Here is a 25,352-nt window from a genome sequence, read left to right as displayed (position 1 = left end):
TCTATTATACAAACGAACGAGGGATATATAGCACCTCGGAATAGAGTAGAGCAAAAAATGGTAGAAATTTGGTCAGAGGTATTAGGGATTGACTCCTCTGTCATTGGGGTAAATGATAATTTTTTTGATCTAGGTGGGCACTCTTTAAAAATTATGAGTACTTTAGTAAAAACATTTTCTGAAGGTTGGAATGTAACTATTAAAGATTACTTTGAATTAAAAACAATTAATAATATAGCTAAAAAAATTCAATATGGATATAAAGTAAATTCACATTCAGATACATTAGATATTAAATTGACAACTCCTCCAAAGAAGCTAAAGAAAACAAAAAGACACGAATTTAGTAATAATAGCAAAATACTTTTAACAGGTGCTACAGGATTCTTAGGTATTCACCTACTAGAACAACTATTGGATACTACAGAATGTAAGATATATTGTTTAGTTCGTGGGGAAAATAAACAAGAGGCAAATAATCGTTTATTACACATGTTAAAATTTTATTTTAAAAATAAATTTGTAAACTATCAATCTTTAGTAAATCAACGTATCTTTATTGTACAAGGTGATTTAGCTAAACAAAATATGGGATTAGAAAACGAATTATATAAGGAGCTTCATCAACAAATATCAACTGTTATTCATGCTGCAGCTTTAACAAAACATTTTGGCGAGTATAGTGAATTTGAAAGAGCAAATGTCCAGGCGGTAAAAGAACTTCTTGCATTTGTTGGTGATACTAAGGATTTACATCATATATCTACAACTGGTGTAGCCGGACAATTTGTATTAAATGAAACGGAAACAATATTTAAAGAAAGCGATTTTTATGTAAAACAAAATTACAAAGATAATGTGTATGTGAAAAGTAAATTTTTGGCGGAATATGAAATATTCAAGGCAATATTAAGGGGAACAGATGCTACTATTTATAGAGTAGGAAATCTTACAAATAGATATATTGATGGACAACATCAATATAACTTCACCGAAAATGCATTTATGAGCAAATTAAAATTTATATTACAATATGGTATCGTGACAGATGTATTATTATCAAGTGAAGTTGAGTTTACACCTGTAGATTATTGCAGCAAAATTATCACAGGGTTTGTAACTTCAAATGAAATACATGAAAATAGCAAAAATTGCGTAAATCATATATACAATCATCTTACGTTAAATTTAAATGTACTTGTAAAATTACTAAATTCAATGGGATATCCAATTAAAGTAATTTCTGAAACAGAGTATCAACAATTTATTTTAGAACTTTCTAAAGATAAAAAGAAACAGGAAGATATTCAAAACCTCATGACATTTGAAGAACCAAAAGATAATTGTTATAAACCAATAAATCTTGATTCGACTGAAACTCAAAAAACACTAAAATTATTAGGTATTCAATGGCCTATTATTAATAGTGAATATATACAACAAATTATTAATTATATGACGAGTGTTACTGGTAGTAATTCTGTTGCAAAGCTTTTTAAACAAAGTTACACTTTAAAAAACTGAACAGACTCATGAGAAATGAGAAATTTTAAAGGAACACAGTTAAAAAAATACGCAAAATTTTTTAGACAAAATCACTGAAATAGGACAAGCTTTTAGGCGGAATTATATGCATAATTATTGTGATTCTATCCTTTATAAGGAAATAATTTTTAGTCAGCAAACACATGTAACCTTTTGAATATTGGGTAAAAGACACCCTAGTAGAGTTTTTCATATCGTATGAGACATTGCTGTCGAAAAATTGCAAACAGATGGGAAAATACAACAAGCTATTATCCAACAAAGAAAGAAATACCCCCATAGAATACGTTAGAGCGTTAGATACATTAGAAGAATTTAATGAATTGAATTTAGACTATGTAGAGACGAGTATGAAGGAATAATAACAATATAACAAGTACTTTTTCAGCTTTCTACGTTATATAAGGTAAGGGGAAAACTGTCATCGAGATTACAATTTTAAGTGGATTATCTTTTTCTTTATGGGGAATAACATCGTTAAACACGTTATATGAACAAGCTACAGTAACAAAAGGAGATGTGTAGCCATTGGAACAGGGAGTAGCGGATATTTAAGTTGATAATTGGGAACAGGAAATGAATAAATGATAGGTGAAGGATTCTTGGGAACCCATGGTTCTTACAACAGATAAAAGATCCCTTCGTTTGTTACGAAAAGAATCTTTTATCTGTTGTGTTTTTTTGTTCTTTTGTTCCCGTATTCCTTTTCATTTTAGGTTTCAAAAATATATAAAATCAATTTTAAGACAAATTACTTACATTAATATGCTAATATCAATAGTAGATATTTTATCTTAAATTAATGAAAAAGAAAGGTGATACTAATGAATTCGACACCAATTGATTCTGAAATCTTTAAGGACCAGTTTGGTACAAAACAAATGAGAACAAATTTTTCAGACGAGAATTTAATACAATTGTGGCTTAATTCAGAAGTTTCCTTAGCAAAAGCTGAAGCTAAATTAGGTATTATACCTCAAAATGCAGCGACTAATATTGCAAATGCAGCTGACCAAAATAAACTTGATTTTAATAAGATTAGAGAAGGAATGAAAAAAACTGGACACCCCTTTGTAGCATTCCTACATGAGTTCGAGAGTTTATGTGATGAAGAATCACGTAAGTACATTCATTGGGGAGCAACAACACAAGATATAATTGACACGGGACTTACCCTGCAAATTAAAGGTGCTCATGAACTTATTTATAATCAAACTCAAGAAATATTAAAGATATGTTTGAGATTAAGCCAGCAATATAAGTCAACAGTAATGCCAGGCAGAACGTTAGGTCAGCATGCCTTACCGATTACTTTTGGATATAAGATATCTATATGGTCAGATGAACTTGGTCGTCACTTAGAAAGGTTACAACAAGGTGCAGACCGATATTTAGTGGGGCAACTGGGAGGTGCAGTTGGTACTTTAGCTTCATTAGGAGCGCAAGGGTTAGCTGTTAGAAAAGAGTATGTGAAAAATTTAAACCTAATTGAACCCTTAGTATCTTGGCACACGTCTAGAGACCGATTTGCAGAATTTAGCATGATTTTAAATATGATTGGAGCAACTACAGCTAAAGTTGCAGAAGAAATAATAAGCCTTCAAGGAACAGAGATTAGAGAAGTAGAAGAGGGGTACCATTCTGGTAAAGTAGGAAGTAGCACTATGCCGCATAAAAGAAATCCTATGACTTGCTCTTATATTGTGGGATTAACTAAAATAGTCAATAGAAAATCAACTTTAGCTATTGACAGTATGATTCAGAAACACGAAAGAGATGTTACATTTTGGCAATCTGAATGGTCTTATATTTCGGAAATTTGCATAACTTTAAGCGGCGCATTAGAACAACTTAAAAATGTCTTAACAAACTTAATAGTAAATGAAGAACAAATGAAAAAGAATCTTTTTCTTACCAAAGGTTTAATAGTATCTGAGAACGTAATGTTAGAATTGGGGAAGATAATTGGTAGAACTACTGCCCATGATTTATTGTACGAATTAACAATGAGAGCTTTTGAAGAAGACAAAGATTTAAAAGATATTTTATTAGAAGACAATGAAATTAAGAAGTATTTTAGCGATGAAGAGATAAATTCCCTTACTAATCCAGAATCATACACAGGGTTGAGTGAAAAGTTTGTTGATGATGTTTATAACAAGTGGTTGAGTTATACATAAAACCAATTTAAGACCATTAGCTGAGGAATAATTCCTCAGCTAATGGTCTGCTTATACACATTATTAATTGTAATATTGCAGCCTAGAACATCTCTTGCAATTGAATCGGATTCAAGGAGTGTTACAGAATTAACCCCTGGTCGCGCTCCCGCAGCAGTTACCCAATGAACGCCTTCTGTTGGAATTCCAAAGGAGTATAAATTAGGATTAACTTTACCGTTTTTATCTATTAATCTATTTGGGGGGGGAGTCACTGCTAAACCTCCACTTTCAAAAATATAATTATTGTTCGTTGCAATCTTAAATTCTGAGGCTAGACCTGCTTTTAACATATTTGAGATTAAAATATTTTTACTTTGATTTATATTAACTGAGGGTAGTCTAGCATCAATTAGGTTCTTTGCATGAAATATCGAATCCTTAACACGGTTAGAGCTAATTTTAAAATCTTTATTTATAGGTGAAGTAGCTACAGTTGCTTCAGGTCCAACTAAAACTAAAATTCCGGCTCTTATTAATGCCCTCAATTCTTTGATTCTTTGAACAGGAGGGCCAATTGAAAGAAATGCGTTTAAAGGTGTATACCAATTGCGTAACTCTTCTTTATAAGATTCAGCATTTATTCCTCCATGATCAACAAGTATTCTTATTTCGTTTCGGATATCCCTTAAAACATCTAATGCGGCTTTTAGTGGACTGTTTTTATTACCCAGGTTTGCTTCGTTAATATCATTATGTAAGTAAGTATCTAACCAATTATGAAAGTCTGTTATTGAATTAAATTTTTTATCACCATAAGGACAACTAATTTTGTGCCAATCAAAAAATAGTTCTGATTTTACTCCAAAGTTGATTAAAAGATCCTTATGGTATTCTATGGCACAATTAACAAACTCGTAAAGGAACTGACAAGATTTTTCTATTCCATAGAGATTGCGAATTAAAGTTGTATAATAGATACTTTCAACTTCCAATTTTACGAAAGGCCATATCTCTTTTTTAAAGCTTAGGTTATTTTTATGTTTTAACTGCTCGATAACTTCATTTTTTAGAAATAGTGGGATATGTCTTTCTGAAGAACCTTTTTGATTTTGTCCCCTAGAGTGATAAGGTAAGCCTCGCCTAGAACCTGCAATTAATAAAGGTTCTTTACCAGAGGGAATGTAATTTAATTTGTCATTAATTTCTTCAAACTTTCCATCTCTCCCACTTGTTAAAAGTGACATGTAATCAAAAAAATTAAGGCCTAATCCCCTTATTATTACGGGAGTTTTAGGTTCTATTGAATCTAAATTAACATCTGCTGGATTGGATGGTGGGAAGTAATTTAGGTTGTTACTATTAGCAAACTCAAAGAAATGTTCTTCAGCTGAAGTTAATTTCTGATCTGAGTGCCCAGTTGTAAAGATAACCTTTTCAGCTTTAATTGGTGTTAAAGACTTATTAAGAAATAAAGTATAATCTTCATTGTTCGGATAGAGATTAATTAATGTGTCTTGAATTAAGTTAATCTTAATATTTGAGGGTAATTCTTCAAGAATAGTATTAAATGAATCTTTAAGATAATAGCCGTATAGAGCTCTTGTAGGGTAAGAGTTAGGTTCTAAGGAATAAATTTCTTCTGTAATAACGGTGGGCATATCTAAAGTGTCAATTTTATCCCTTAATTCATTTGCCCATTCTAATAGACTAGGCCCATTAACGATAGGACCCCGACACTGGACGCTATCATCAGTAAATAAAGTTATTTGCGAAGCCACTGTATTCATTAAAAGTTGAGGTGACTGGTCTGTTCTCCATACAGCTCCTCCTGGAGGATGTGGATCAACCAAAAAAAATTCATAAGATTCTGATTTTAATTCAGATAAAATATTAGAGACTATTCTTTCAAATACTGATATACCTCTTGGTCCTAAACCTACTATCGCGATTTTCATATACTCACACCTATCCTTTCTGCAAGATCTAATTTAATCCGTTATGTAAAACAACATAACTAGTAGGTGCAAAAAAAGTCAAGTGTAAAACTAAAAAAATAATTTACTAAAGGGTGTTTAAATTGGAATTTAAAGAGAAAATTAAGTTATTTCGAACGTTACATGATCAAAACAATCCATTAATGCTTCCAAATGCATGGGATGCATCAAGTGCTAAGATTTTTGAGAGAAACGATTTTCAAGCGATTGGGACTACTAGTGCTGGTATCGCAGCAACCTTAGGTTATCCAGATGGCGAGAAGATTCCTTTAGAGTTAATGTTAAATTCCATTAGTAATATCTCGAAAAATACCAAACTTCCTGTTTCAGCTGATATTGAAGGAGGATATGCCGCTAATATTTTTGATTTACGAAAAATATTAAACGAGTTAGAAAAATTTGAAGTGGTAGGTATAAATATAGAGGATGGGAGAGGTACGTATTTAAGAGAAATTAATGAGCAAAAGGTCATTTTAGACTTTATTAAAGCTTATTCGCCTCATCTTTTCATAAATGCAAGAATTGATAGTTTTTGGCTAGATATTGGCGATTTAAAAGATCGTATTAAGGATGTAATCGTTCGTGCAGAAGAATATAAAAAATCCGGAGCAGATTGTATTTTTATTCCTGGAGTTAAGGATATTGAGACAATAAAAGTACTTAGAGAAAATATAGAGTTACCTATAAATTTGCTTCAAAGTGAAAACTTAAATTCCATGCAAAACATAAAGACATTAAAAATTGAGAGAGTGAGTCTTGGATCTTCAGCTTTTAGGAATATTCTAACAAACCTTGATAAGATAAGCAGCACCTTTAAACAGGGAAAATTATTACATTCAAATGGAAACTTAACCTATCAAGACTTAAACTTGCTTATGGATTGATTTTTTACAGGTGAATAAACTACTAAAAATAGTTATTTCTATAATTTTCAAAAAAAAGTTTCTCAACCCGAAACTATCAGACTATTATGTAATTTCTCTTTTTTGTGTGTTATGCTAGATTTATCAAATGTAGGAGGTGATTACATATGATCGTTAAAGTAAAAAAAGCTTCTAAAAAAGTAGTTGCTGCTAATGCACTTACTAATGTACCAGGTTAAGTCATTAAGAAGAACCGGATTTCCGGTTCTTCTTAATTTTTTAATTAATCAATTAATTAAGGAGATGTTATAAAATGAAACCAAAATTTAAAGAAACTATCCCTTATTTTTTCCTAAATAAAGAAATTCAAATTGGTGAAGAAGAAGGTTTAGCAGGTATAATTCCAGACCCTACTGGTAGCATCTCATTTCTAATAAATAAATTAGATGGCCAGAGAAACATTCCAAACATCGTTCAAGAAGTACAAAAAGAATTTCCTGATATTAGTTCAAATGAAATTATTGAGGCTATAAAAGTTTTAGGAAATGAAGGTTATTTAGAAGATAATTCAATTGTACCAGAACTCAATGATTACACCTTAGAAAGATATAAAGCGAATATAAATTATTTTTCACTATTCACGAAATTCGGAGAAGATAAATATAAAATTCAAGAAAAGATTTTAGAAACGCCTATTGCACTTCTTGGTGTAGGAGGACTTGGAACACAAGTACTGTATCATTTGGCAGCATTAGGATTTCATAATATAAAAGCTCTGGACTTTGATAATATTGAATTAAGTAATTTTAATAGACAGTTGCTTTATTCGGAATCAGATATAGGGAATAGTAAGGTTGAAATGGCTAAAAAGCGAATATCCCAATTCAACCCTAATGTGGATCTTCAAATTATAAATAAGAAAATAGAGTCACCTCAAGATGTGATTGAACATATTGAAGGAACTGAGCTTGTGATATGTGTTGCAGATAAGCCAACATTACATATTGCAAACTGGGTAAACGAAGGTGTGGTTAAATGTAATCTGCCAATGGTTTATGGTGGAGTATTAAATACTCGTGGTAGATTCTTTTCTATGATTCCTTCTAAGACAGGTTGTGTACAATGTCACATTAATTATGCAAGACAATTAAACGATAAACAAGACGAGCAATTAGAAGCTATGAATAACATGGAGTTTACTAGAAACAATGCTGCTATAAGTCCAAACGTAGCTATTGTAGCTGGAACAATTGTTAATGAAGCATTAAAAATTTTAACGCAGATTGCACAACCTATTTCTTTAGGGAAAGTTATGGAAGTGGACTTTTTAACCCTAGAAACTAATACTGTTTCTTCGTGGGAAAAAATGTTAGATTGTCCTCTCTGTGGTCAAGTAGTTAAAAGTGAAGTGAAGTGATTTGATATGCTACCTAAAGTTTTTTTAAATAAGAATTATGTAATACTTTTTTCTGGGATGACAATAAGTAAATTAGGAATGTGGTTCTTCACTATAGCAATTCCATTAATTGTTTATGATTTAACCCATTCTCCAAGTAAAATGGCCTTCGTACTAGCATTAGAGCTTGGAGCCCAAGTTATTTTTAGTTTAATAGGTGGGGCATTAGCAGACCAAATGTCTAAAAAGAAGATAATGATAATAGGAGACTATGCTTCAGCGCTTTTTGTACTCGTAGTTCCTATACTTTTTTTAAGTGGTTATAACAGCATAATAGTTATATATATTGCCGCTTTTACCTTATCTGCTTTAGCAGCTTTTCATCATCCTAGTTTTGAATCTGCAGTTCCTGAAATCTTATCTAAAGAGGATCTTATTCAAGGTAACTCATTCTTTAGACTAAGCGAAACGATTATCACATTCTTGGGACCCGCCGTAGCGGGGATTGCAATAGCGCTTTTTGGGAATTCGAATGTTTTATTAATAACAAGTGTGGCCTTCTTTTTATCAGGAACAATATTTTTATTTTTAAAATTTAGAGATTTTGCTGAAGAAGAGAAGAAACGCCCTGAATTAGTAAAACCTATTGTTGAAGGACTAAGATATGTCTTTGGAACGAAAATTATCTTAGTTGGTTCTCTAGTTATTTTTGGTATTAATATAGGATTTGGAGCTGTAGAATCTCTTTTTATGTATTACTTGAAAGATTATCTAGGCTTGAGTCCTATAAATATTGGATTAATTTTTTCATTACAGGCAATTGGACCAATTTTGGCTGTTTATTTTGCAAGTAAATTTAAACATATTCCAAGAGGAAATGTTATTATTTATTCAGGGATTGTTATAGGACTTGCCCAGATGCTCCTGTACTTCTCTCAATTCAGCTTAGTAATTTTAGTATTCTGTCAAATTTTTATTAAAGGATCAGTTACTTTATTAGCTATTAATTGGTTTACATTGCGACAAGAGACTGTACCTAGCAAGTTGCTCGGAAGAGTTATCAGTTCTACTAGAATGGTAGCATTTTTAGCTTTACCTTTTAGTGCTATGATAGCTGGCTTTTTGGCTGAGTCAATAAATGTTTTGTCAATCTTCTTAGTTGCAGGTGCTTTCGCGATAGTATCATCAATCGTAGGTGTAAGTCTTGGTTTATTTGATAGAAAAAGATTAGATAAGATTCAAAATGATACAGCATTGTAATTAGTTAAGTGTAAAGGGAGTTATTTTATGAACAAAATTGAACTAATAATTATGAATTCTAATGAAGTACGCCGGAGAAGTTTAAATTTATGGAGTTCTATTCCCAGTGAGGTTTTATTTCATAGGGTTGATTCATCTTCAATGACTATATTAGAACAAGTACGGCATGTTTTAGAAGCTGAATATTTATATCTTGAAATTTTAAAGACTAGAAAAAGTTTGCCCTATAGCGATGATGAACCAAATCCTTTCAATACACGCGATTTTACAACCATTCAAGATGAGGTTGATTTTGCAAAACCTTATCGAAAAAATTTCTTAGATTTTATAATGGGATTAAATGAGGAAGATCTTGAAAATATAAAAATAGATCGCTCAGATGTAGGATATACTAGAAACCTTGGAGATATGTTAATGAGAATGGCGTATCATGAAGCCGTACATACAGGGCAATTATTAAGAGATATGAGGGCTTTAGGTTTAAAAAGACCTCATCTATGGGATTAAATTAAAAATGGTTATCCGTTAGCATTCTAAATAAATGTTTCTATTTCTGACGAGTTATACATGTTAAAATATATAACATGAGTATGTAGGGGGAAGAGTTATGAGCACTGAAGAGTTTTTAACAGATATTCATGAGCACACTCCGAGTTATAGACAGATAAAAATGGAAGCGTTGAGAAGATTTCCTAATGAACGTTTGCAAGTTATTGAATATATATAAGAAAATGCAAGTTTATACGATTATTTAATATGTTTGTTAGATATAACACAGAATGCTCTGGTGAATGAATCTGTACGCAAATCGGAAGGCGAGTTAAAGAAGTATGAGTTTACAGCAAGTGAATTAGAAATGTTGTTTAGTGGATTCTATGTTGCAGTTAGGCAATTGCCTGAGAACATTGGACCTAAAATTTATGAAGCTATTCGATGCAAAAGTGAAGACGTATTATTGAAGTGTTTAGAAGAATCAATAAGAGGGTCTGAAGAAAAGAAAAAAGAAAAAAGCGGATTTTAACATTGAAATTTATCGTACAAAGAATTGACACTTAAATCCCTCACAAACGTTACAGAAAGATATAAGACCTAAGTTGAAAGAAAAGTAAAAGGTCAATGGATATAGTTATATTGTGCAGTTGATTCAGAGGGTAATACAATTGATTTTTATCTAAGTAAATCAAGAGATAAACCAGCAGTCAAGCGCTTTTTCAAGAAAGCCTTGGCTTTTTCGCATGTTTCTAAACCTCGTGTGATAACAGTAGATAAGAACCCTGCCTATCCTGTAGAGATTCAAGTCATTTAAAACAGCAATCTCTATATTGAGTGGTGTCGAATCTATGCATATGATAAAAAACGGGCAACTTGTTTTACCGGACAAGTCTGTCCAAAATCAGAAAGAATTTATTCCTAAATTGTTTGGCTTAGCTTCATAAGATAGAAATGAAGAGAAAATTGCTATTTTATGTTTCCAACTAACATTTTTGCACCAGAACCGAATCTTCAACGAATTTACTATGTAACATGGCTAACACCTGCATCCTATTATTAAACGGTGTTCCAAATGCACTAACAATTAAGCTAATACCAGTTGCTAATGCTCCAACTACTAATTTCTTGAACATAATAAATCCCCCTTAATATTTTTTATAACTTGCACCTTAAATATATCACTTTTCTTATTTTGTAAATGTTTTGAATTTGTAGAAATGTTTATTTGAATCTTATTAATATTGGTAATTCATTTTATTAAGTGGAAAATAGAGGGGTTTTTATAGGTATGTAAAAATACATAATAAATGAACCGAATATTATGATATACTCTCAAAGAGCTGATACAAAACTTCTTTAGATTGGAAAACTAAAGTCTTATCTACCCAATTGTGGGGGCGCCTTATGGCGTCTTTTTTTTATAAGAAACCTCCAAGCATTCATACACTTGAGGGTTTATCAATTGAAAGGTAGGGCTGTTTGGAGTTCCTTAAATTAAGAACAAAGCGGGATTATTCCTAAACCAATTAATAGAGCTGCAGCAAACGCTGGAATTGGCACAGGGATCTCGATACTTTCTACAACTAAGAAGTATTGTGTCCACTTACTACTTTAAAACAAACTAATTGCATTAATTAAGAGTTTTAGTGCACTACTCCTTGGAAGTTGATCTTGTAGCGCTCTTTCTCGTAATTCACTATGTTTTCCAAAGAAAATAGTGAAAGGCAAGGCGATGAATACATTTACAAAATGACAAAACTGTAAGAATACACGAATGTTTGTAAGAAAGTTCGATGTTTTCCTTTTTCTTTTTTTATTATAGTGAAAAAGAAGGACGAAATATTCTCTTATGTAGGAAAGGAAGATAATAATGATTGATCTATTAAATAAATGGATGTTAGAAAGTACAGGCAATTTCAATATCGTTGTAGGAATTACAGCACTTCTATTTTTGGGTTCAGTAATTGCACTTATTATTATTTACAAAAAAATTGGTAAACCAGATGAAAGCACAAATGCTATTTATTTAAAAATTACTTCTCGTATGTTTACTACTCAAATTCTAATGAATGCTATATTTATTTCTTTAGTTGGTAAAGATATTGAGAATTTCCGTCAAATCTTTATATTATTTGAAGCTTTTGTATTTTTTATTGGAGCTATTTATTCGTTTAAATTATATAGACAGGAATATAAATAATTCACTTGCAAGAAACAATAAAAAAACTGCACCCCAATTGTTAGACACAGTCTAACAATTGGAGGTGTAGTTTTTTTATGACTAAATTTACTTCAGAAGACAAAATGAATGCAGTAATACATTATCAAGATGGAAGTGAGAGTATAAAAGATATTGCGAAATCATTGGGAGCGAATCACGAAGTGGTTCGCATGTGGATAAAACAATTTGAATATCATGGAATCCGGGCCTTTGAAAAAGGCTATACAACGTATTCTGCACAGTATAAACTAGACGTACTAAATTATATGTTCGAAAATGGGACGTCTCCAAACGAAACGGCAGTCATTTTTAATATTTCTTCACCTGGACTTATTAGAAAATGGCGTATTCAGCTACATCAAAAAGGAGTAGACGCCCTTAAATCGAAGAAAAAGGGGCGTCAATCTATGACTAAGGACAATCAAAAATCAATTAAGAAACAAACACAAACAGAAGAGTCAGTAGAAACATTACAAGCTGAATTGGAGCGTTTGCGTATGGAGAATGCTTATTTAAAAAAGTTGAATGCCTTAGTTCAAAACAAGGAAAAATCACCAAACAAGATAAGGCGCAAGTAATCTATGAACTAAGGAAAGCATTTCCGGTGCAGGCACTTTTAAAATTAGCAGAACTCCCACGAAGTACATATTATTACTGGATACAGAATTCTAATCGACCAGATAAAGATAAAGAGCTAAAGATCCTTAATTCAAAACATTTACGATGAACACCAAGGTCGTTATGGATATCGCCGTATTCGCGATGAGTTAATGAACGAAGGACACAAAATCAACCATAAAAAAGTTCAACGAATTATGAAAGAGTTAGGTTTAAAGAGTCTAGTTCGTATGAAAAAATATCGCTCGTATAAAGGACAAGTAGGTAAGATTGCGCCAAATATTTTAGAACGTAATTTTAAAGCTGAAAAGCCGAACGAAAAATGGGTTACAGACATAACAGAATTTAAATTATGTGGCGAGAAGCTCTACTTATCACCGATGTTAGATCTATTTAATGGAGAGATAATCGCTTATACAATTGATTCAAGACCAACCTATTCACTTGTATCAAAGATGTTGGAGAAGTCTTTTCAACAATTGACAGAAGAAGACGAACTCCTTATTCACTCTGATCAAGGCTGGCATTATCAAATGAAGAAGTATCGTCACGCCCTAAAGGAACGCAAGATTACGCAAAGTATATCTCGTAAAGGGAACTGTTACGATAATGCGGTTATTGAAAGTTTCTTTGTTATTATGAAATCTGAATTTCTTTATCTAAAAGATTTTGAAAGCATAGAACACTTTAAACAAGAATTTGAAAAATATATCGATTATTATAATCACAAAAGAATTAAGGAAAAACTAAAAGGCATGAGTCCGGTACAATATCGAACTCATGCCCTAAAGGCTGCCTAATGAAACGACCTGTCTAACTTTATGGGGTCAGTTCATTTTGGTGGTCTTTTTTGCATAAAATCTTGTAAAGCAAGAAAAAGTAGAATATTAATATTCTAATATTCAATAGAAAGATAAATTGTTTAAAAGTTCAAATTAATACATTGTAATATATTTAGTAAAATTAACTAATATATATTTTGCTCATTATGTATTAAAGGGGAAATGAAAATGACTGGACAAATTCGTATGTCACCAGAGGAGCTTAAATCGAAAGCGGCTCGATATGGACAAGGTGCAAATCAAATTGAGGACATTTTAAGTCAACTACAAAACTTGCAAAATGAATTAAGAGGAGAATGGGAAGGTCGTGCTTTCGAAGGTTTTGATCAACAGTTCAATGAATTAAAGCCAAAAGTACAAAACTTCGCACAGCTATTACAAGAAATTAATATGCAGCTGAATAAAACTGCAGAAGCTGTTGCTTCTCATGATGAAGAATTATCACGTAATTTCGGTTTGAAATAAAAATTGTCATACTCTATATAACAAGCATTTCAAATGAGCCATACAGCTTATAGTGTATGGCTCATTTGATTGCATGCCTAGAGCGAGTGATATTGATAGGGATATATATTTTATGAGATTTCTTTGATGCGTTTGGAAAACTTATAGAAAGGGTTTGAAAGAATGGGACAATTTCAAAGTAATTTACAAACAGCAACGCAAATTGCTACGAAAATGGGATCAGCCCCTGATAGGATTCAAAGTGCAACAACTCGTTCTATAACAAAGGCGACGCGTACAACATTATCTGTTAACTTCAAAGCACAAGAAGCGAATCAACAAATGTTAGACTTGACGAAACAATTTTCCGCTGCCTTTCAACAAGCGGTTGATAATATTCATTCGGTATCTAATGAATTTGAGAGAATGGATAACGAACTTCACAATACTTTTCGCTAATGTGACAACCTACGTAAAGTAAAATAGTAGGAGGAAAAAGATGAGTCAAGATATTGAAAAACAAATTAATCAAGTAAATCAAAAGTTACGAAGTGTATTTGAAGAACAAGACCGAAATCAATCTGCGATTCAAGCTCAAGAACAAGCGGAAGCAGATTTTTATGAATGTAGAAGTCGAAATCGTCGTTTGTTTGATCGAATTTTAGGAACTTGGCATGGTGATAGAGAAATGTCCCAGTTTTTTATGAATACGTATCAAGATGCACAACATATTGAACGAAAAGTCACATTTGAATTGGAAAACAAAAAAGAAACGTTGCTTAAAGAAAGACGAGACCTTAATGATTTAGAAAACGCCCTTTCCTATCAACAACAACAATTAACAAGGGAGGTCAATGCATGAGTTTAAATATGTATTTGGGAGAGGTACGAAGCCAAACTCAAAGCATGAATGCTGTATGTAACGCTACTATTCAAGGTATGGAACAAGTCATTCAGTCAATTGATGCCTTTGCAATTGATACTGTTCTACAAGGACAAACTTATAGCAGTGCAAAATCATTTTTTGTACAAACCTTTCGTCCTTTAGCGCAAGGAATCATTTATCTGTGTGAAGAGTTAATTCGCCAGAACGATGCTTTTCCAAGTCAATTTCAATCACAAGTCGCTTCCACAGATGTAATTGAACAAGAAATATTAGAACAAATTCGAGAAATTGACCGAATGAAAGCAAGTATGGAAGCCATCAGTCAAGCTATGCCAATCCCAGGTATGGACGCTATGGCGAATCTTTTTACTGTTATGAGGAAAAAACTGCAAGAAAAGCTGGATCATTTGTATCAATTCAATCAGACCTCTAGTAATAATTATAGTACAGCACTTCAATTAGCAGCTAGTATTGCTGCAGGTCTTGCGGAAGTTCAAAGTGGGAAAGGGTTTAGTCCTGCAAGTGGTACATTTAGTACGCAAGGGTTGAATATGGAATGGACAACTTCAATTCAAGCGATTACAGAAGAGAGGGCACGACAAGCTGCCAATTCAATTGAAGAAGGTGAAATGTGTGGTAAGCTACCTGAAAAATCTACTGGTGAAAAAATTTGGGACGGTATTGTAGATGGTACGGGACAAGCAGTTAGCGATACAATAGACGGAATAAAAGCTTTAGGAGATTGGGAAACGTGGGAAAACATGGGGAACGCTGCTTTGCACCCTATTGATACCCTTAGTACGATGTATAATGCATTGTCAGATTCATTTATTAATGATGTAATAAATGGAGATGCAGAAAGTCGGGCAAAGTGGGGAAGTTATGCTTTAACACAAGTTGGATTAGGACTTATTGGTGATAAAGGATTAAGTAAAGTATCGAAGGTAGCAACTACTGCAAATCTAACAAAATTCTCAGAAGGTATTTCGTCTGTTTCGAATCATTTACCATTGAAAGAACGATTTGCATTCGCAGGTACTAGTGGCTTTGGTAGCAATCAGATAAAAACATTTGAAGTTTTACAAGAAGCCCGTGATACATTTATGTTTTCTGAAACTGGTGGAAGAAGTAGAGTTAAAGGTGTACAAGAAGTAATAAAAGATTATGCGGATAAAGTTCTTGATAGAGTTGAAGTGAAAAATGAGTATCCTGATTCGTATACAGCATCTAAAATATTACGTGAAGAACTTAAGGATGCAGGGATTGAACCACCCCCATATTCTAATGCAGCACATCATCTAACACCTTGGAATGATAGTAGGGCAGAAAAGGCACAAAAATTATTAAAGGAATTTGGGATAGACCATGATTCGGCGGCTAATGGAGTATTTTTACCTTATAAAGTTAATAAATACGTGACTACTGAAGTCTTACACATAGGAAAGCATAGTTCAGAGTATATACTTGAAGTAGAGAGAGTATTAAGTCTTGTTAAGAAACGGGGCGGTACTCAAGAAGATGCTGTTGACGCCTTACATGATATAAGAGAACGTTTATTGAATGGTGAATTAAAATTAAATAAACCGAAGAAAGAGTAATCTTATAATAGAAAAATAACAAAGGAGAGTAAAAATGAAAATTTGGGAATTAAAGAGTTCATTTGATGACTATGAATCCTTTCAACTATTGAACTTAGAAGAAGATTCTAAAAAGTATTTTGAAGGGAAAATTGACTCGGCAGTAAAAGCATCTGATTCATGGGGAGAAATACGTATTAAATGTGTAGAAGAAGGAAATCAAAGTGATTTGCCTCATTTTTGGGGAGAAGTTGGTACGCCAATGGTTAGTGGGAAAGCTAAAAAATTTTTAGAGTCTATACTTGGTGATAATGTAGAATTTCTTCCCCTAATTCATGATGTGACGGGAGAAGTGTATTATATAATTAACGTTTTAAATGCACTAGATGCTATTAACTATGAGAAAGCTATACTAAAGAAACTACGTTCTGGCTTAGTAATAGATTTCAAAAAATACGCATTCTTACCTAATATGGTTAAGAACCAAACAATATTTAAAGTTTACTTAAATGAAATATTACATATTCCTTCCGTTTTTGTATCAGATGAATTTAGAAATACAGTGTTAGAAAGTGATTTAAAAGGTTTTGAATTTATCGAGGTATGGGATTCAGAAGCAAACATGTAAAAGAAAGTCCTAAAATAATTGATAGGAGTTAGTGACATGGATGTAAAGGATTTAAAAATTCTAAGAATGTTAAACAATTATGAGGGAAATGAAAAAGAAATTTTTGAACTGATTCAAGCTGAAGCAATGGTGAAATTTATATGTGGAAAAATATGATTTTGGAAATTGGAGATATATTGAAAAGTGTTAATTATAAGCTGAATATACCCGCAACGGATACTGAAGTTCAAAGATTAAGAGAACATGTAAAAGAGAAATTTAATGTTGATTTACCGAGGGAATACGAAGAGTTTCTTAAAACTGTAAATGGTTTAGACTTTGATGGACTGGTACTTTACGGAGTTGATTCTTCTTTACTAGAAACAAAAAAAGATGAACATATTTGCGGTTTTATAGACACGAATGAGATTTGGTATGAAAATGAATTTCAAAAAGAGTATCTTTTCTTTGGCGATTCAAATATTGCGTGGTTTTGTAAGAGCTTATCAGACGGTACTTATTTAGAACTTGATAAACCATCAGGTACGGTAATGAACACATATAATGATTTTAATACAATGCTTGAGGAAGCGTTAAAAATAACCCTTCTTTAATAGGGGGTATTAAAAATTATGTTTAATTTTTTAAAAGAATATGTTGTAGCAGACAGAAGTGTCCGTTCTAAACAAAAACCTATTTTCTATCCTATATATCAAGATGAGATAGATGAGGCAGAAAGCTTATTACAAATGGAACTTCCAAAAGAACTGAAACGCTTTTATCAAGAAATAGGTTGTGGTTTTTTTAAGTCTGATACAAGAACGTTTTTCAACAGATTTATGGACCCGATTTCAGTTGCAGATTTCCGTTTAAGGCAAGATATTTATGAATATAATCCAAACCTAGATGATGATTCATTAGTGTTTTTTGAAGTAACAGAACTTAACTTTTTAACAATTAAATTTAAAGAGGAAAATGAATTAGGTCAATGTCCTACTTACTCTGAAGATGAGAAAATAGCGGATTCTTTAGAAGAATTTTTAATTAAAATGGATGAAAATCCTGACTATTATATTTAATCTTTTTAAGACTTGCATTAAGGTGTAGCATTTGAAAAATATCTAATCATGAGTAAAAAAGCTTATGTATAACCTGCATAAGCTTTTTTAATGTCCATAATAGGTAAAAAGTATCAAAAACATTCACCATTAAATCACTTGAAAGTTTAAAGCGACTCCTAAATTAGAAAATCATATTAAAAATATAGATCCCTCTGTTCCAAGAAGGAGAGGGAGAGGTATTGATGGAGCACACAACAGTGAAGAGTTCTTTAAAAACAATATTAAAAATAGTCAGTGAATCACCTTCAAAAATTCTAGGTGTAAAAACAGTAGAATACAATATGCCTAAGTTAAATATGGATGGCACCCCTACAGGAGAGTATGGAAATAAAGTATTCACAAACAACATTTATGATCCTAAAATTATAAGTGATAAGGAATTTATTAACCGTGGAATTGAAGCAGCTAATGACGCTAAATTAAAAACCAGTGATGGAGTTCTTTCGAGAGAAGGGGCGGGTGTTGACGGTAAAGAAATAACTTGGAGAGGATACCATAAAGGTGGAGAAATCTCTTCTTTTTTTCCAGAATAAATTAAAGATATACGAGGAGAGATATGTATGCAAAGAGAATTTAGATTAAAAGATGAGGATTTACTAGATTTAACCCATTTTCCTATACAAGCAGTGTTTAATATGGTAGATGATGAAAGATTTTTAAAGGTAATCAATTCAGTTTGTGAAGGAGTAGGATTTGGAGAGGAATATGGCGCATGTACTTTTCCAGGAGATTTGGATGAGTATGATATTGCCAATGGAGATTCATTTGAAGGGGTAGAATTTGTATTATACAGTGGTGATGAGGTAATAATTGATTATCAAACATTTTATCATTATTTAAAAAAAATGTGTGAGGATTATTCAAAAAAGTATCCAAACACAATTAAGAGATTAGAAGACAGTCTTAACAAATTTATTGAATTATACAATATTAATAGGTAGAGACTATTTATAACTTATCCAAAATTATTATAAAAGGTAGAATGTTTCATGATTAGAATTGATTATATGCTAATATTCAATAGAAAGATTTGATGTTTGAAAATTCGCGACAAAATCTCATAATATGTTTAGTAAAATTAACCGATTCATATTTTACTCATTATGTATTAAAGGGGAAATGAAAAAAACTTGGTCAACAGTAGCGGGGTGGTTTAATTAACATGAAAAAAAGTATAGATTTTAATAAGAAAGCTTTTGAATATTATATGGCTCTTTATGCTGTAAATGATATAAGATCGACTATAATTACTCTTGTGATTGGGATAGCAGATATATTTGTGCTTTTACCTGCTTTTGCGAATCCTGTTCAACCGATATATATGTACATAATAGTTCCACCAGTTGCTTTTTTAAATGTATGGGCAATATGGATTGTTATAAATCCTAGGAAGCGGCAATTACAATACACTCTATTTCGTGGGGTATTTGGCATCGTATGTTCAGTAGGATTATTAATTATAACCCAAAAGTTTGCATATGGAATGTTAGGATTACAAACTCCTATCTATTTTATTTTTTCGGTTGGTTTGTATATTTTTGCTTTGCATTATTATTATAAAAATCATATTAAAAAACTTCAGGAATCAATCAAAAAATCAAAATCATCGAAAAAAAACTCTAGTTTTGGAGTATTGTTTTTTGTAGGATTGGGTCAACTCATTGCTAATATCAGTCTTGGTTTTGCAACACAAAAGATGGTAGCAATTGTATTAATGTGTGTATATTCCATGCTTTCGTTTATGTTGTTTCATTTCATTATGGAACTCCATAGGTATTATTATTTAAGGAAGCATATAGAAGATGGGGGTAGAACACATGAAACCTTTTAAAGAGGTTTATTGAATTTTAAGTATTGTGATTTATGGAAGGAAACAAAAACTTATGGTTAAAGAACCTGTGATGTATGACTATATTGGCTGTTTTTATCCAGAAGGAGGAAAGCTGATATGCAAGCATTTAAAGTTGGGAAATTAGTCACATTCGTTGCAATTATAATACTTCTTGTAGTTGCTATTTTATCTCCTTACAACTTATTTAAAAAGATTTATTTTATTATTGGTGTTCTTATTATTGGCGCAATTTCACTTGGTACAAATAAATTCTTTGAACTGATACACAGTAAATTTAATAAGAAATGATATTACTTATGTGATAAAGAAATTCCCCTCTAAATCCTTAATGATTTAGAGGGGAATTTCTACAATATGATTTTACTGGATTACGTGGAACTAAATTAGTCCATCACCATATTGGTGGTGGTCAAGCTGTTGGTGTTCCGCTGCCACTACATCCTGGTTTTGGAGGGATTCATAACGCAGAAAAATCGATTGGAGCATGGGGGAAAAGATGCAGGATATGTAGAAATGCTTCAGAAATTTATTGAACATCATACATTAGGCGGTAAATAAAAAAATGAAAAATGAAATGAAAAATTGTTTTGATAAAATAATTAGAGAGTGGCAAGATTGTAATAATTCATTGCCAAAATCTTTATGGATAGAAGAAGCAGAGGCTTTTATCTATGAAGGAGAACCAGATATAGAGGGATACGTATTCTGGAAACCGTTAGAAAAAAATATAATTCATGATTTTTCTAATATAGAAAAAGATTTGGGGATACAATTATATAATTCAATTAAAGAATATTCTAATTCTTATTGGTTTTTAGACTTAGGAGGTAATTATTTAGGTTATGATTTTGAATTAAATTCTGTTATACCAGGAATTGAACTGCATGATTTTTATGTATCTTTACAAGGGTACCAAGGCGCACATGATAATCAACTGAATAATATTCCTATTGGTATGGAATTCAATGGTCTCTTGGTAGTTGTAGATAATGAAAATGGACAAGTAAAATTAGAAGATTATGAAAGCCGAAGCTTCGAAGTAATCTGTGATAGTTTAGCAGAATTAATTTTAAATCTTTCATAATCAGGAACCTGGTCGAATACAACTTGTAGATTATCAGATACATCACGATACTGGTCATACAGGTGGATATAAAATTTGAGGAAAAGATAGGGCGGTTTATAATTATGAACAACATTACATGGATTAATGTAAGTGAGAAAAAAGTTACAGATGAACAAATTGAACAATTAGAAGAGTACTTTGGTATTAAATTTCCTAATGATTTTATTGAGTGTGTAAAGAAATATGATGGTGGCTATCCTACTCCAGATACATTCAATATTCCTAATCGGGATGAAGATTCACTTAATAACCTTTTATCCTTAGACTCTGAGAGAAAAATTTCTATGCTGCAAACATATAATAGTATAAAAGATAGATTGGTAGATAAAGTATATCCTTTTGCTAGAGACCCGTTTGGTAACCTTCTATGCTTTGATTACCGAAATAATCCTCAGTCACCAACAGTCGTATTTTGGGACCATGAGGAAGAAGAAATGGAAGAATCAATCTATCCTGTTTGTTCATCTTTTGCAGAATTACTTGATAGCTTATATGAGTTTGAAGACGAGGACGAATAATTAATTATGAGTAACAAAAGTAAGACTTATGTGAATTACGCATAAGTCTTTTTAATATTATCTCAAAGTTAAGAAGATTGAGGGGGGAAATTCTCATGAATCTAGGGGGGCTAGTTTAAAAGAAATTAAAAGACAATTAAATATACCTAGATTTCAACACCCGATTAGTCAAAAAATGGTACTATTAACAGATAGTAATGGTAAAAGGATATTAAATGATAATAAACAGCCTATTATAACTCGAGAATTTACATATGAAGTAAAAGGTCAATCAAGATCATTCAGAGGGTCATAAGTTTGGAGAAGGTGGAATTGGAGATCAGTCACCGCATCATAATGTAAGACTTGAATACAATACACGAACAGGACAGGTAGATCGTATGGAGGATCATTATTATTTTGAGAAGAGAAATAAAAAATAGGAAGTATAAAAATGATTGATCAATTTAAATTTTTAAATCCACAAGCGTTAATTAGTATTTTTGGGAAAATACCAAAGTTTGAAGAATCAGAGTTATTAGATGTGCGTCTTAAAAGAGATGGTCCTACTTTAGTTATTCAATTGATGACAAAGGAAAATGTTGAAAACAAGCCAAAAAGATGGGATAAGTGGGATGTAATTTATGTAGAGATATCTTTCTTTACTATTCATAATTTAACAATAAAAGGTTTAGGGACAGAAAATATAATTGATTATTTTGAAATAAATACGATAGAAGAAGGTTTATTAAGAATTAAGTGTAAGAATCAAATGTTAGTTGAGTGCTCGTTTGAATGGGCGAAGGTAGAAGGAGTAATCCCAGGCTTAATAGGATTACCGTAATTTTGATGGGAAGTAGATAGTTAATTTTTATAATATTCATATTTTAATGTTTTGGGGTTAAATAAGGAATGTATAAAGGACATTTGAAACGTTGATAGTGTTGCAAACATATGAAGCGGAAATTACTAAAATTAAGATACCTAATTATATACCTGTATTAGGTGATTATGATATAAGTTCCAAAGGTGAGATTGTAATAGGTGGGTATGGTTATAGATTCCGCAGGAGTTTCATTTAAGTTTGAGAAGGAAGCGAGATAATAGAATGCGAAAATTTTCAAAAATAGTTATATGTGTTGGTGCGTTAATAATGATTATACTAGGCATGATTGTACATGATACATGGAAGGATAGGATTTATTTTTCTTTAGCTGTACTTTTTGTTACCGTACTTTCTTTACTATGGAATATAGTTGCTCATAATATTATGGATAAATTTAGGGGGAGAGAATGAATAGTTATGAAACTTTTACTGATTGGAACAGTAGCGGGGTGGTTTAATTAACATGAAAAAAAGTCTAGATTTTAATAAGAAAGCTTTTGCACATTATATGGCTCTTTATCCTGTAAATGAAATAAGAGTCCACGTAATTGGTCTTGTCCTTTTGGGGGCAGATGTGTTTGTTCTTTTGCCTGCTTTTGCGAATCCTTTTCGATTACTCTATGTATATATAGTAACTCCTCCAGTTATTTTTTTAAATTTGTGGGCGATATGGATTGCTATCAATCCTCGGAAACGACAGTTACAATACACTCTATTTCGAGGAGTATATGGCGCCATATGTTCAGTCGGATTATTAGTTATAACTCAAAAATATGCTTATGAAGTGTTACAATTACAAACTCCCATCTATTTTATTCTTTCATTTGGTTTGTATAGTTTCGCTTTGTATCATTTTTATAAAAATCATATTGAAAAGCTTCAGGAACCAAGAAAAAAATCAAAATCATCGAAAGGAACTGGTGGTGTAAAAGTAGCAGCTATTGCAGCGGGATTGGGGCAGTTAATTGCTAATATAATTCTTAGCATTGCAACACAACAGATGGGGGCAATTGTATTTATGTCTGCATGCACAGTGTTTTCGTTTGCTTTGTTTTATATGATTATAGAACTCCATAAGTATTATTATTTACGTAAGCATATAGAAGATGGAGGGAAAATACGTATAGGCTTTTAAAGAGGATTTGTTGCATTTCAAGTGTATAATTGCATTCTTCTTATGGAAGCCATTTACGAGGCTTATAGCAATAAAAGATGTATAAGTGGAAGATTATATTGTGGTAAAACATCTCAAGGAATGGAAATTAGGTTTGTTCTTATTGATGATAAGATTATAGCTGTTTATCCCGTGTATTAAAGAATGTGAGGTACTCAAAAATGAAAGTAACTAATCAGCCCATAGTTAAAAATGTAAGAAAATATAGAGGTAATTGCTAAGAAGCACTCCCCCTAAGTTTCAGATGAAATTAAATGATTGAATATTTACATTTAAATAATCGACTATTTATGCTTTAATATTTATATGTACATAATTGGGATAATTAGGGATTTACATTTAATATGTTTTAAGAAAGGGGAATGTTTTTTATATGGAAACTCCAGAAAATCAATTTAAACGTGCGCTTAATCCTTGGTTCTCCATTTGGACAAAACCACGTGATACAATGAAAGAAATTTTTATATCCAAACCAAAGAATGTGTTTTTACTCATTTTACTAGGCTCATTCGTACAGACTTTAGATCGAGCATCTTCTAAAAATATGGGGGATTCAATAAGTAGTCCAGTTTCAATAATCTCAATGGTTATATTCGGTACCTTCGTTGCTTTCTTAATTTATTATTTTTTGCTACCAGCGTTATTTAATTGGGTGGCAAAAAAACTTGGTGGACAAGGTACCTTTGAGAAAACACGTTACTCAGTTGCCTATTCTTATATCCCTTACGTTTACTCTCTTATATTAGTTTGGGTGCCTTCATTTTTCTTGTTTGGGATAGAAAACTTTACGAGTGAGACACCGAAAATGGAGAGTAGCATAACTTTAACGATTTTGTTTCTTATTTTTGCCATAATTGATATAGTTATTGGAATTTGGACAATCATTATTTCCTTAAAATGTTTAGGAGAAGCACACCAATTTTCAGCATGGAAAGCATTATTAACAATAATAATATCCTTTATGATTATCATTCTTCCTTTAGTAATAATAGTATTTCTTATAGTAGGGGTTACAACTTTTTAATCATTTATTTGCCTCTTATTTATCCAAATGTTTTCTACGCGCTGTTAGTAATTGTTACAGGGTGAACAACCACATGATTCGGATGTTCCACTTGGCGAAGCGTATGACCTTTATGATCAAATTGATCGCCCGTTACGGCCTGTTTTTCTTATTATTAGTGTTAACAGGAATTTGTGAAGGCAAACTTGAAAATCAAAATATTAAACCATTAAAATCTTAGGGTAGCTGAGTAGATTGTCTTTGTTTGTCCCTTATTTTCCAATTGGAGGCTAATTATTACCAATTGGTTCTGTAGCTCTTATAGAAGAAATTAATCAACCTCTTATGATTTATGGAAGAAAGCAACAACAAGCTGATAATAAATTATGCGATTATGTTTCTTGTCCATATCCTCATGGTAATTTATCAAAAGAATATAATGTGTTTTTTAATCATAATCAAATAATTCATTTATTATTTAAGGGTTTCGAAACAGAGGATGAATTAGGATTAAGAAGTAAATTATCTGAGTTTTGGTGGAAATGGAGAAAATATAATATGGTTTTAGGAATTTCATATTCTGATATTTTTCGTATTATAATTATTGTTTTGTTTTTTTTCATTTTTGGGAGATTGAATACTTGGTATAATAAAAAATATAATGTTCCTAAGGTTTTTCAATGGTTTCCTAGAAGATGGGGAAAAAGAAAAGTTTCAGAGCATTTGTCTCAACTAGATAAAAAGTTAGAAGCTGAAGGTAAAGGTATCTGGGTTACAATCTATGCT

General features: G+C 31.7%; 28 protein-coding genes and 7 pseudogenes. 32 read left to right on the top strand and 3 right to left on the bottom strand.

Annotated features, from left to right (window positions below; translation table 11 throughout):
• On the top strand, positions 1–1,524 hold a 1,524-nt coding region (locus DN403_RS24635; protein ID WP_255452064.1), incomplete at its 5' end, for an SDR family oxidoreductase.
• A gap of 845 nt (positions 1,525–2,369) precedes the next feature.
• Positions 2,370–3,725 (top strand): adenylosuccinate lyase, encoded by a 1,356-nt coding sequence (gene purB / locus DN403_RS24630; RefSeq protein ID WP_016078039.1) that lies wholly within the window; start codon positions 2,370–2,372, stop codon positions 3,723–3,725.
• Between the two features lie 35 nt (positions 3,726–3,760).
• On the opposite strand, the gene DN403_RS24625 is transcribed toward purB, so the two are convergent.
• Entirely contained in the window at positions 3,761–5,662 is a 1,902-nt protein-coding gene (locus tag DN403_RS24625) for an FAD/NAD(P)-binding protein (RefSeq protein ID WP_074791116.1), read from the bottom strand.
• Between the two features lie 122 nt (positions 5,663–5,784).
• Between DN403_RS24625 and DN403_RS24620 the strand changes: the two genes are divergently transcribed.
• The 6 genes and pseudogenes from DN403_RS24620 to DN403_RS24595 form a co-directional block, all read left to right on the top strand.
• Positions 5,785–6,585, top strand: coding sequence for an isocitrate lyase/PEP mutase family protein (locus tag DN403_RS24620; RefSeq protein WP_000394562.1), 801 nt, complete (start codon positions 5,785–5,787; stop codon positions 6,583–6,585).
• 292 nt (positions 6,586–6,877) lie between these two features.
• The gene (locus tag DN403_RS24615) at positions 6,878–7,981 is read left to right on the top strand and encodes a HesA/MoeB/ThiF family protein (RefSeq protein ID WP_098829685.1); all 1,104 of its coding nucleotides are present in this window, start codon (positions 6,878–6,880) and stop codon (positions 7,979–7,981) included.
• Between the two features lie 6 nt (positions 7,982–7,987).
• A complete protein-coding gene (locus DN403_RS24610; protein ID WP_000937089.1) occupies positions 7,988–9,220 on the top strand; it encodes an MFS transporter in 1,233 nt (410 codons plus the stop codon).
• Between the two features lie 27 nt (positions 9,221–9,247).
• The gene (locus DN403_RS24605; protein WP_001033113.1) at positions 9,248–9,727 is read left to right on the top strand and encodes a DinB family protein; all 480 of its coding nucleotides are present in this window, start codon (positions 9,248–9,250) and stop codon (positions 9,725–9,727) included.
• 280 nt (positions 9,728–10,007) lie between these two features.
• Positions 10,008–10,241, top strand: a complete 234-nt coding sequence (locus tag DN403_RS24600) for a hypothetical protein (protein ID WP_001005923.1) — start codon at positions 10,008–10,010, stop codon at positions 10,239–10,241.
• A gap of 81 nt (positions 10,242–10,322) precedes the next feature.
• Positions 10,323–10,656: pseudogene (locus tag DN403_RS24595) on the top strand (DDE-type integrase/transposase/recombinase); the annotation flags it as partial.
• A 39-nt stretch (positions 10,657–10,695) separates the two neighbouring features.
• Here the strand turns inward: DN403_RS24595 and DN403_RS31345 are convergent.
• Together DN403_RS31345 and DN403_RS32380 are read right to left on the bottom strand one after the other, a co-directional pair.
• Positions 10,696–10,845, bottom strand: coding sequence for a hypothetical protein (locus DN403_RS31345; protein ID WP_000473828.1), 150 nt, complete (start codon positions 10,843–10,845; stop codon positions 10,696–10,698).
• A gap of 481 nt (positions 10,846–11,326) precedes the next feature.
• Positions 11,327–11,443, bottom strand: a pseudogene (locus tag DN403_RS32380) (transposase); the annotation flags it as partial.
• Positions 11,444–11,582: 139 nt separating this feature from the next.
• Here DN403_RS32380 and DN403_RS24585 point away from each other — a divergent pair.
• The 24 genes and pseudogenes from DN403_RS24585 to DN403_RS24465 all read left to right on the top strand — a co-directional run.
• Positions 11,583–11,912 (top strand): hypothetical protein, encoded by a 330-nt coding sequence (locus DN403_RS24585; RefSeq protein WP_000566275.1) that lies wholly within the window; start codon positions 11,583–11,585, stop codon positions 11,910–11,912.
• A gap of 77 nt (positions 11,913–11,989) precedes the next feature.
• Positions 11,990–13,351: pseudogene (locus tag DN403_RS24580) on the top strand (IS3 family transposase).
• Between the two features lie 210 nt (positions 13,352–13,561).
• Positions 13,562–13,858, top strand: coding sequence for a WXG100 family type VII secretion target (locus DN403_RS24570; RefSeq protein WP_097891332.1), 297 nt, complete (start codon positions 13,562–13,564; stop codon positions 13,856–13,858).
• Between the two features lie 162 nt (positions 13,859–14,020).
• Positions 14,021–14,296, top strand: a complete 276-nt coding sequence (locus tag DN403_RS24565; RefSeq protein ID WP_000529663.1) for a TIGR04197 family type VII secretion effector — start codon at positions 14,021–14,023, stop codon at positions 14,294–14,296.
• A 40-nt stretch (positions 14,297–14,336) separates the two neighbouring features.
• Complete coding sequence (locus DN403_RS24560) at positions 14,337–14,699, top strand: DUF3958 family protein (RefSeq protein ID WP_000076127.1); 363 nt, start codon at positions 14,337–14,339, stop codon at positions 14,697–14,699.
• The gene (locus DN403_RS24555) at positions 14,696–16,321 is read left to right on the top strand and encodes an AHH domain-containing protein (protein WP_149185840.1); all 1,626 of its coding nucleotides are present in this window, start codon (positions 14,696–14,698) and stop codon (positions 16,319–16,321) included. Before DN403_RS24560 ends, DN403_RS24555 begins: the two co-directional genes overlap by 4 nt.
• 34 nt (positions 16,322–16,355) lie before the next feature.
• A complete protein-coding gene (locus tag DN403_RS24550; protein WP_000707085.1) occupies positions 16,356–16,928 on the top strand; it encodes an imm11 family protein in 573 nt (190 codons plus the stop codon).
• Positions 16,929–17,068: 140 nt separating this feature from the next.
• Entirely contained in the window at positions 17,069–17,521 is a 453-nt protein-coding gene (locus tag DN403_RS24545; protein WP_000265800.1) for a YrhA family protein, read from the top strand.
• 18 nt (positions 17,522–17,539) lie between these two features.
• A complete protein-coding gene (locus tag DN403_RS24540; protein WP_000481679.1) occupies positions 17,540–17,986 on the top strand; it encodes an SMI1/KNR4 family protein in 447 nt (148 codons plus the stop codon).
• A gap of 224 nt (positions 17,987–18,210) precedes the next feature.
• Positions 18,211–18,561: a CdiA family toxin C-terminal domain-containing protein gene (locus DN403_RS24535; RefSeq protein WP_001999206.1), complete on the top strand. Its 351-nt coding sequence runs from the start codon at positions 18,211–18,213 to the stop codon at positions 18,559–18,561.
• 27 nt (positions 18,562–18,588) lie between these two features.
• Positions 18,589–18,969 (top strand): ribonuclease toxin immunity protein CdiI, encoded by a 381-nt coding sequence (cdiI, locus tag DN403_RS24530; protein ID WP_001188528.1) that lies wholly within the window; start codon positions 18,589–18,591, stop codon positions 18,967–18,969.
• Between the two features lie 221 nt (positions 18,970–19,190).
• Entirely contained in the window at positions 19,191–19,859 is a 669-nt protein-coding gene (locus tag DN403_RS24525; protein ID WP_149185839.1) for a hypothetical protein, read from the top strand.
• Between the two features lie 13 nt (positions 19,860–19,872).
• Positions 19,873–19,965 (top strand): annotated as a pseudogene (locus tag DN403_RS24520) (DUF4176 domain-containing protein); the annotation flags it as partial.
• Between the two features lie 11 nt (positions 19,966–19,976).
• A complete protein-coding gene (locus DN403_RS24515) occupies positions 19,977–20,168 on the top strand; it encodes a hypothetical protein (protein ID WP_001147554.1) in 192 nt (63 codons plus the stop codon).
• 107 nt (positions 20,169–20,275) lie between these two features.
• A pseudogene (locus DN403_RS31930) lies at positions 20,276–20,413 on the top strand (hypothetical protein); the annotation flags it as partial.
• 29 nt (positions 20,414–20,442) lie between these two features.
• On the top strand, positions 20,443–20,964 hold the full coding sequence (locus DN403_RS24510; RefSeq protein WP_149185838.1) for a SecY-interacting protein Syd: 522 nt from the start codon (positions 20,443–20,445) through the stop codon (positions 20,962–20,964).
• A pseudogene (locus DN403_RS32225) lies at positions 20,960–21,043 on the top strand (HNH endonuclease); the annotation flags it as partial. The gene DN403_RS24510 and the pseudogene DN403_RS32225, both read left to right, overlap by 5 nt.
• Positions 21,044–21,068: 25 nt before the next feature.
• Complete coding sequence (locus DN403_RS24500; protein ID WP_016078030.1) at positions 21,069–21,524, top strand: SMI1/KNR4 family protein; 456 nt, start codon at positions 21,069–21,071, stop codon at positions 21,522–21,524.
• Positions 21,525–21,835: 311 nt separating this feature from the next.
• Positions 21,836–21,946 carry an HNH/endonuclease VII fold putative polymorphic toxin gene (locus DN403_RS31925; RefSeq protein ID WP_255452065.1) on the top strand — a complete coding sequence of 37 codons (111 nt, stop codon included), beginning with the start codon at positions 21,836–21,838 and terminating at the stop codon, positions 21,944–21,946.
• An 11-nt stretch (positions 21,947–21,957) separates the two neighbouring features.
• Positions 21,958–22,347 (top strand): immunity 50 family protein, encoded by a 390-nt coding sequence (locus DN403_RS24490; protein WP_016078029.1) that lies wholly within the window; start codon positions 21,958–21,960, stop codon positions 22,345–22,347.
• 505 nt (positions 22,348–22,852) lie between these two features.
• Positions 22,853–23,524: a hypothetical protein gene (locus tag DN403_RS24480; RefSeq protein ID WP_042597218.1), complete on the top strand. Its 672-nt coding sequence runs from the start codon at positions 22,853–22,855 to the stop codon at positions 23,522–23,524.
• A gap of 412 nt (positions 23,525–23,936) precedes the next feature.
• Positions 23,937–24,587: a Yip1 family protein gene (locus DN403_RS24475; RefSeq protein WP_000449726.1), complete on the top strand. Its 651-nt coding sequence runs from the start codon at positions 23,937–23,939 to the stop codon at positions 24,585–24,587.
• 324 nt (positions 24,588–24,911) lie between these two features.
• Positions 24,912–25,100: pseudogene (locus tag DN403_RS24470) on the top strand (DUF4176 domain-containing protein); the annotation flags it as partial.
• 24 nt (positions 25,101–25,124) lie between these two features.
• Positions 25,125–25,352 (top strand): hypothetical protein (locus tag DN403_RS24465; protein WP_149185841.1); only part of this gene is annotated, 228 nt, incomplete at its 3' end.

This window comes from Bacillus sp. AY2-1, assembly GCF_008368965.1.
GTDB lineage: Bacteria > Bacillota > Bacilli > Bacillales > Bacillaceae_G > Bacillus_A > Bacillus_A thuringiensis_S.
Note: the sequence above shows the minus strand (reverse complement) of the source record. Positions and strands in the feature narration are given on the sequence as shown.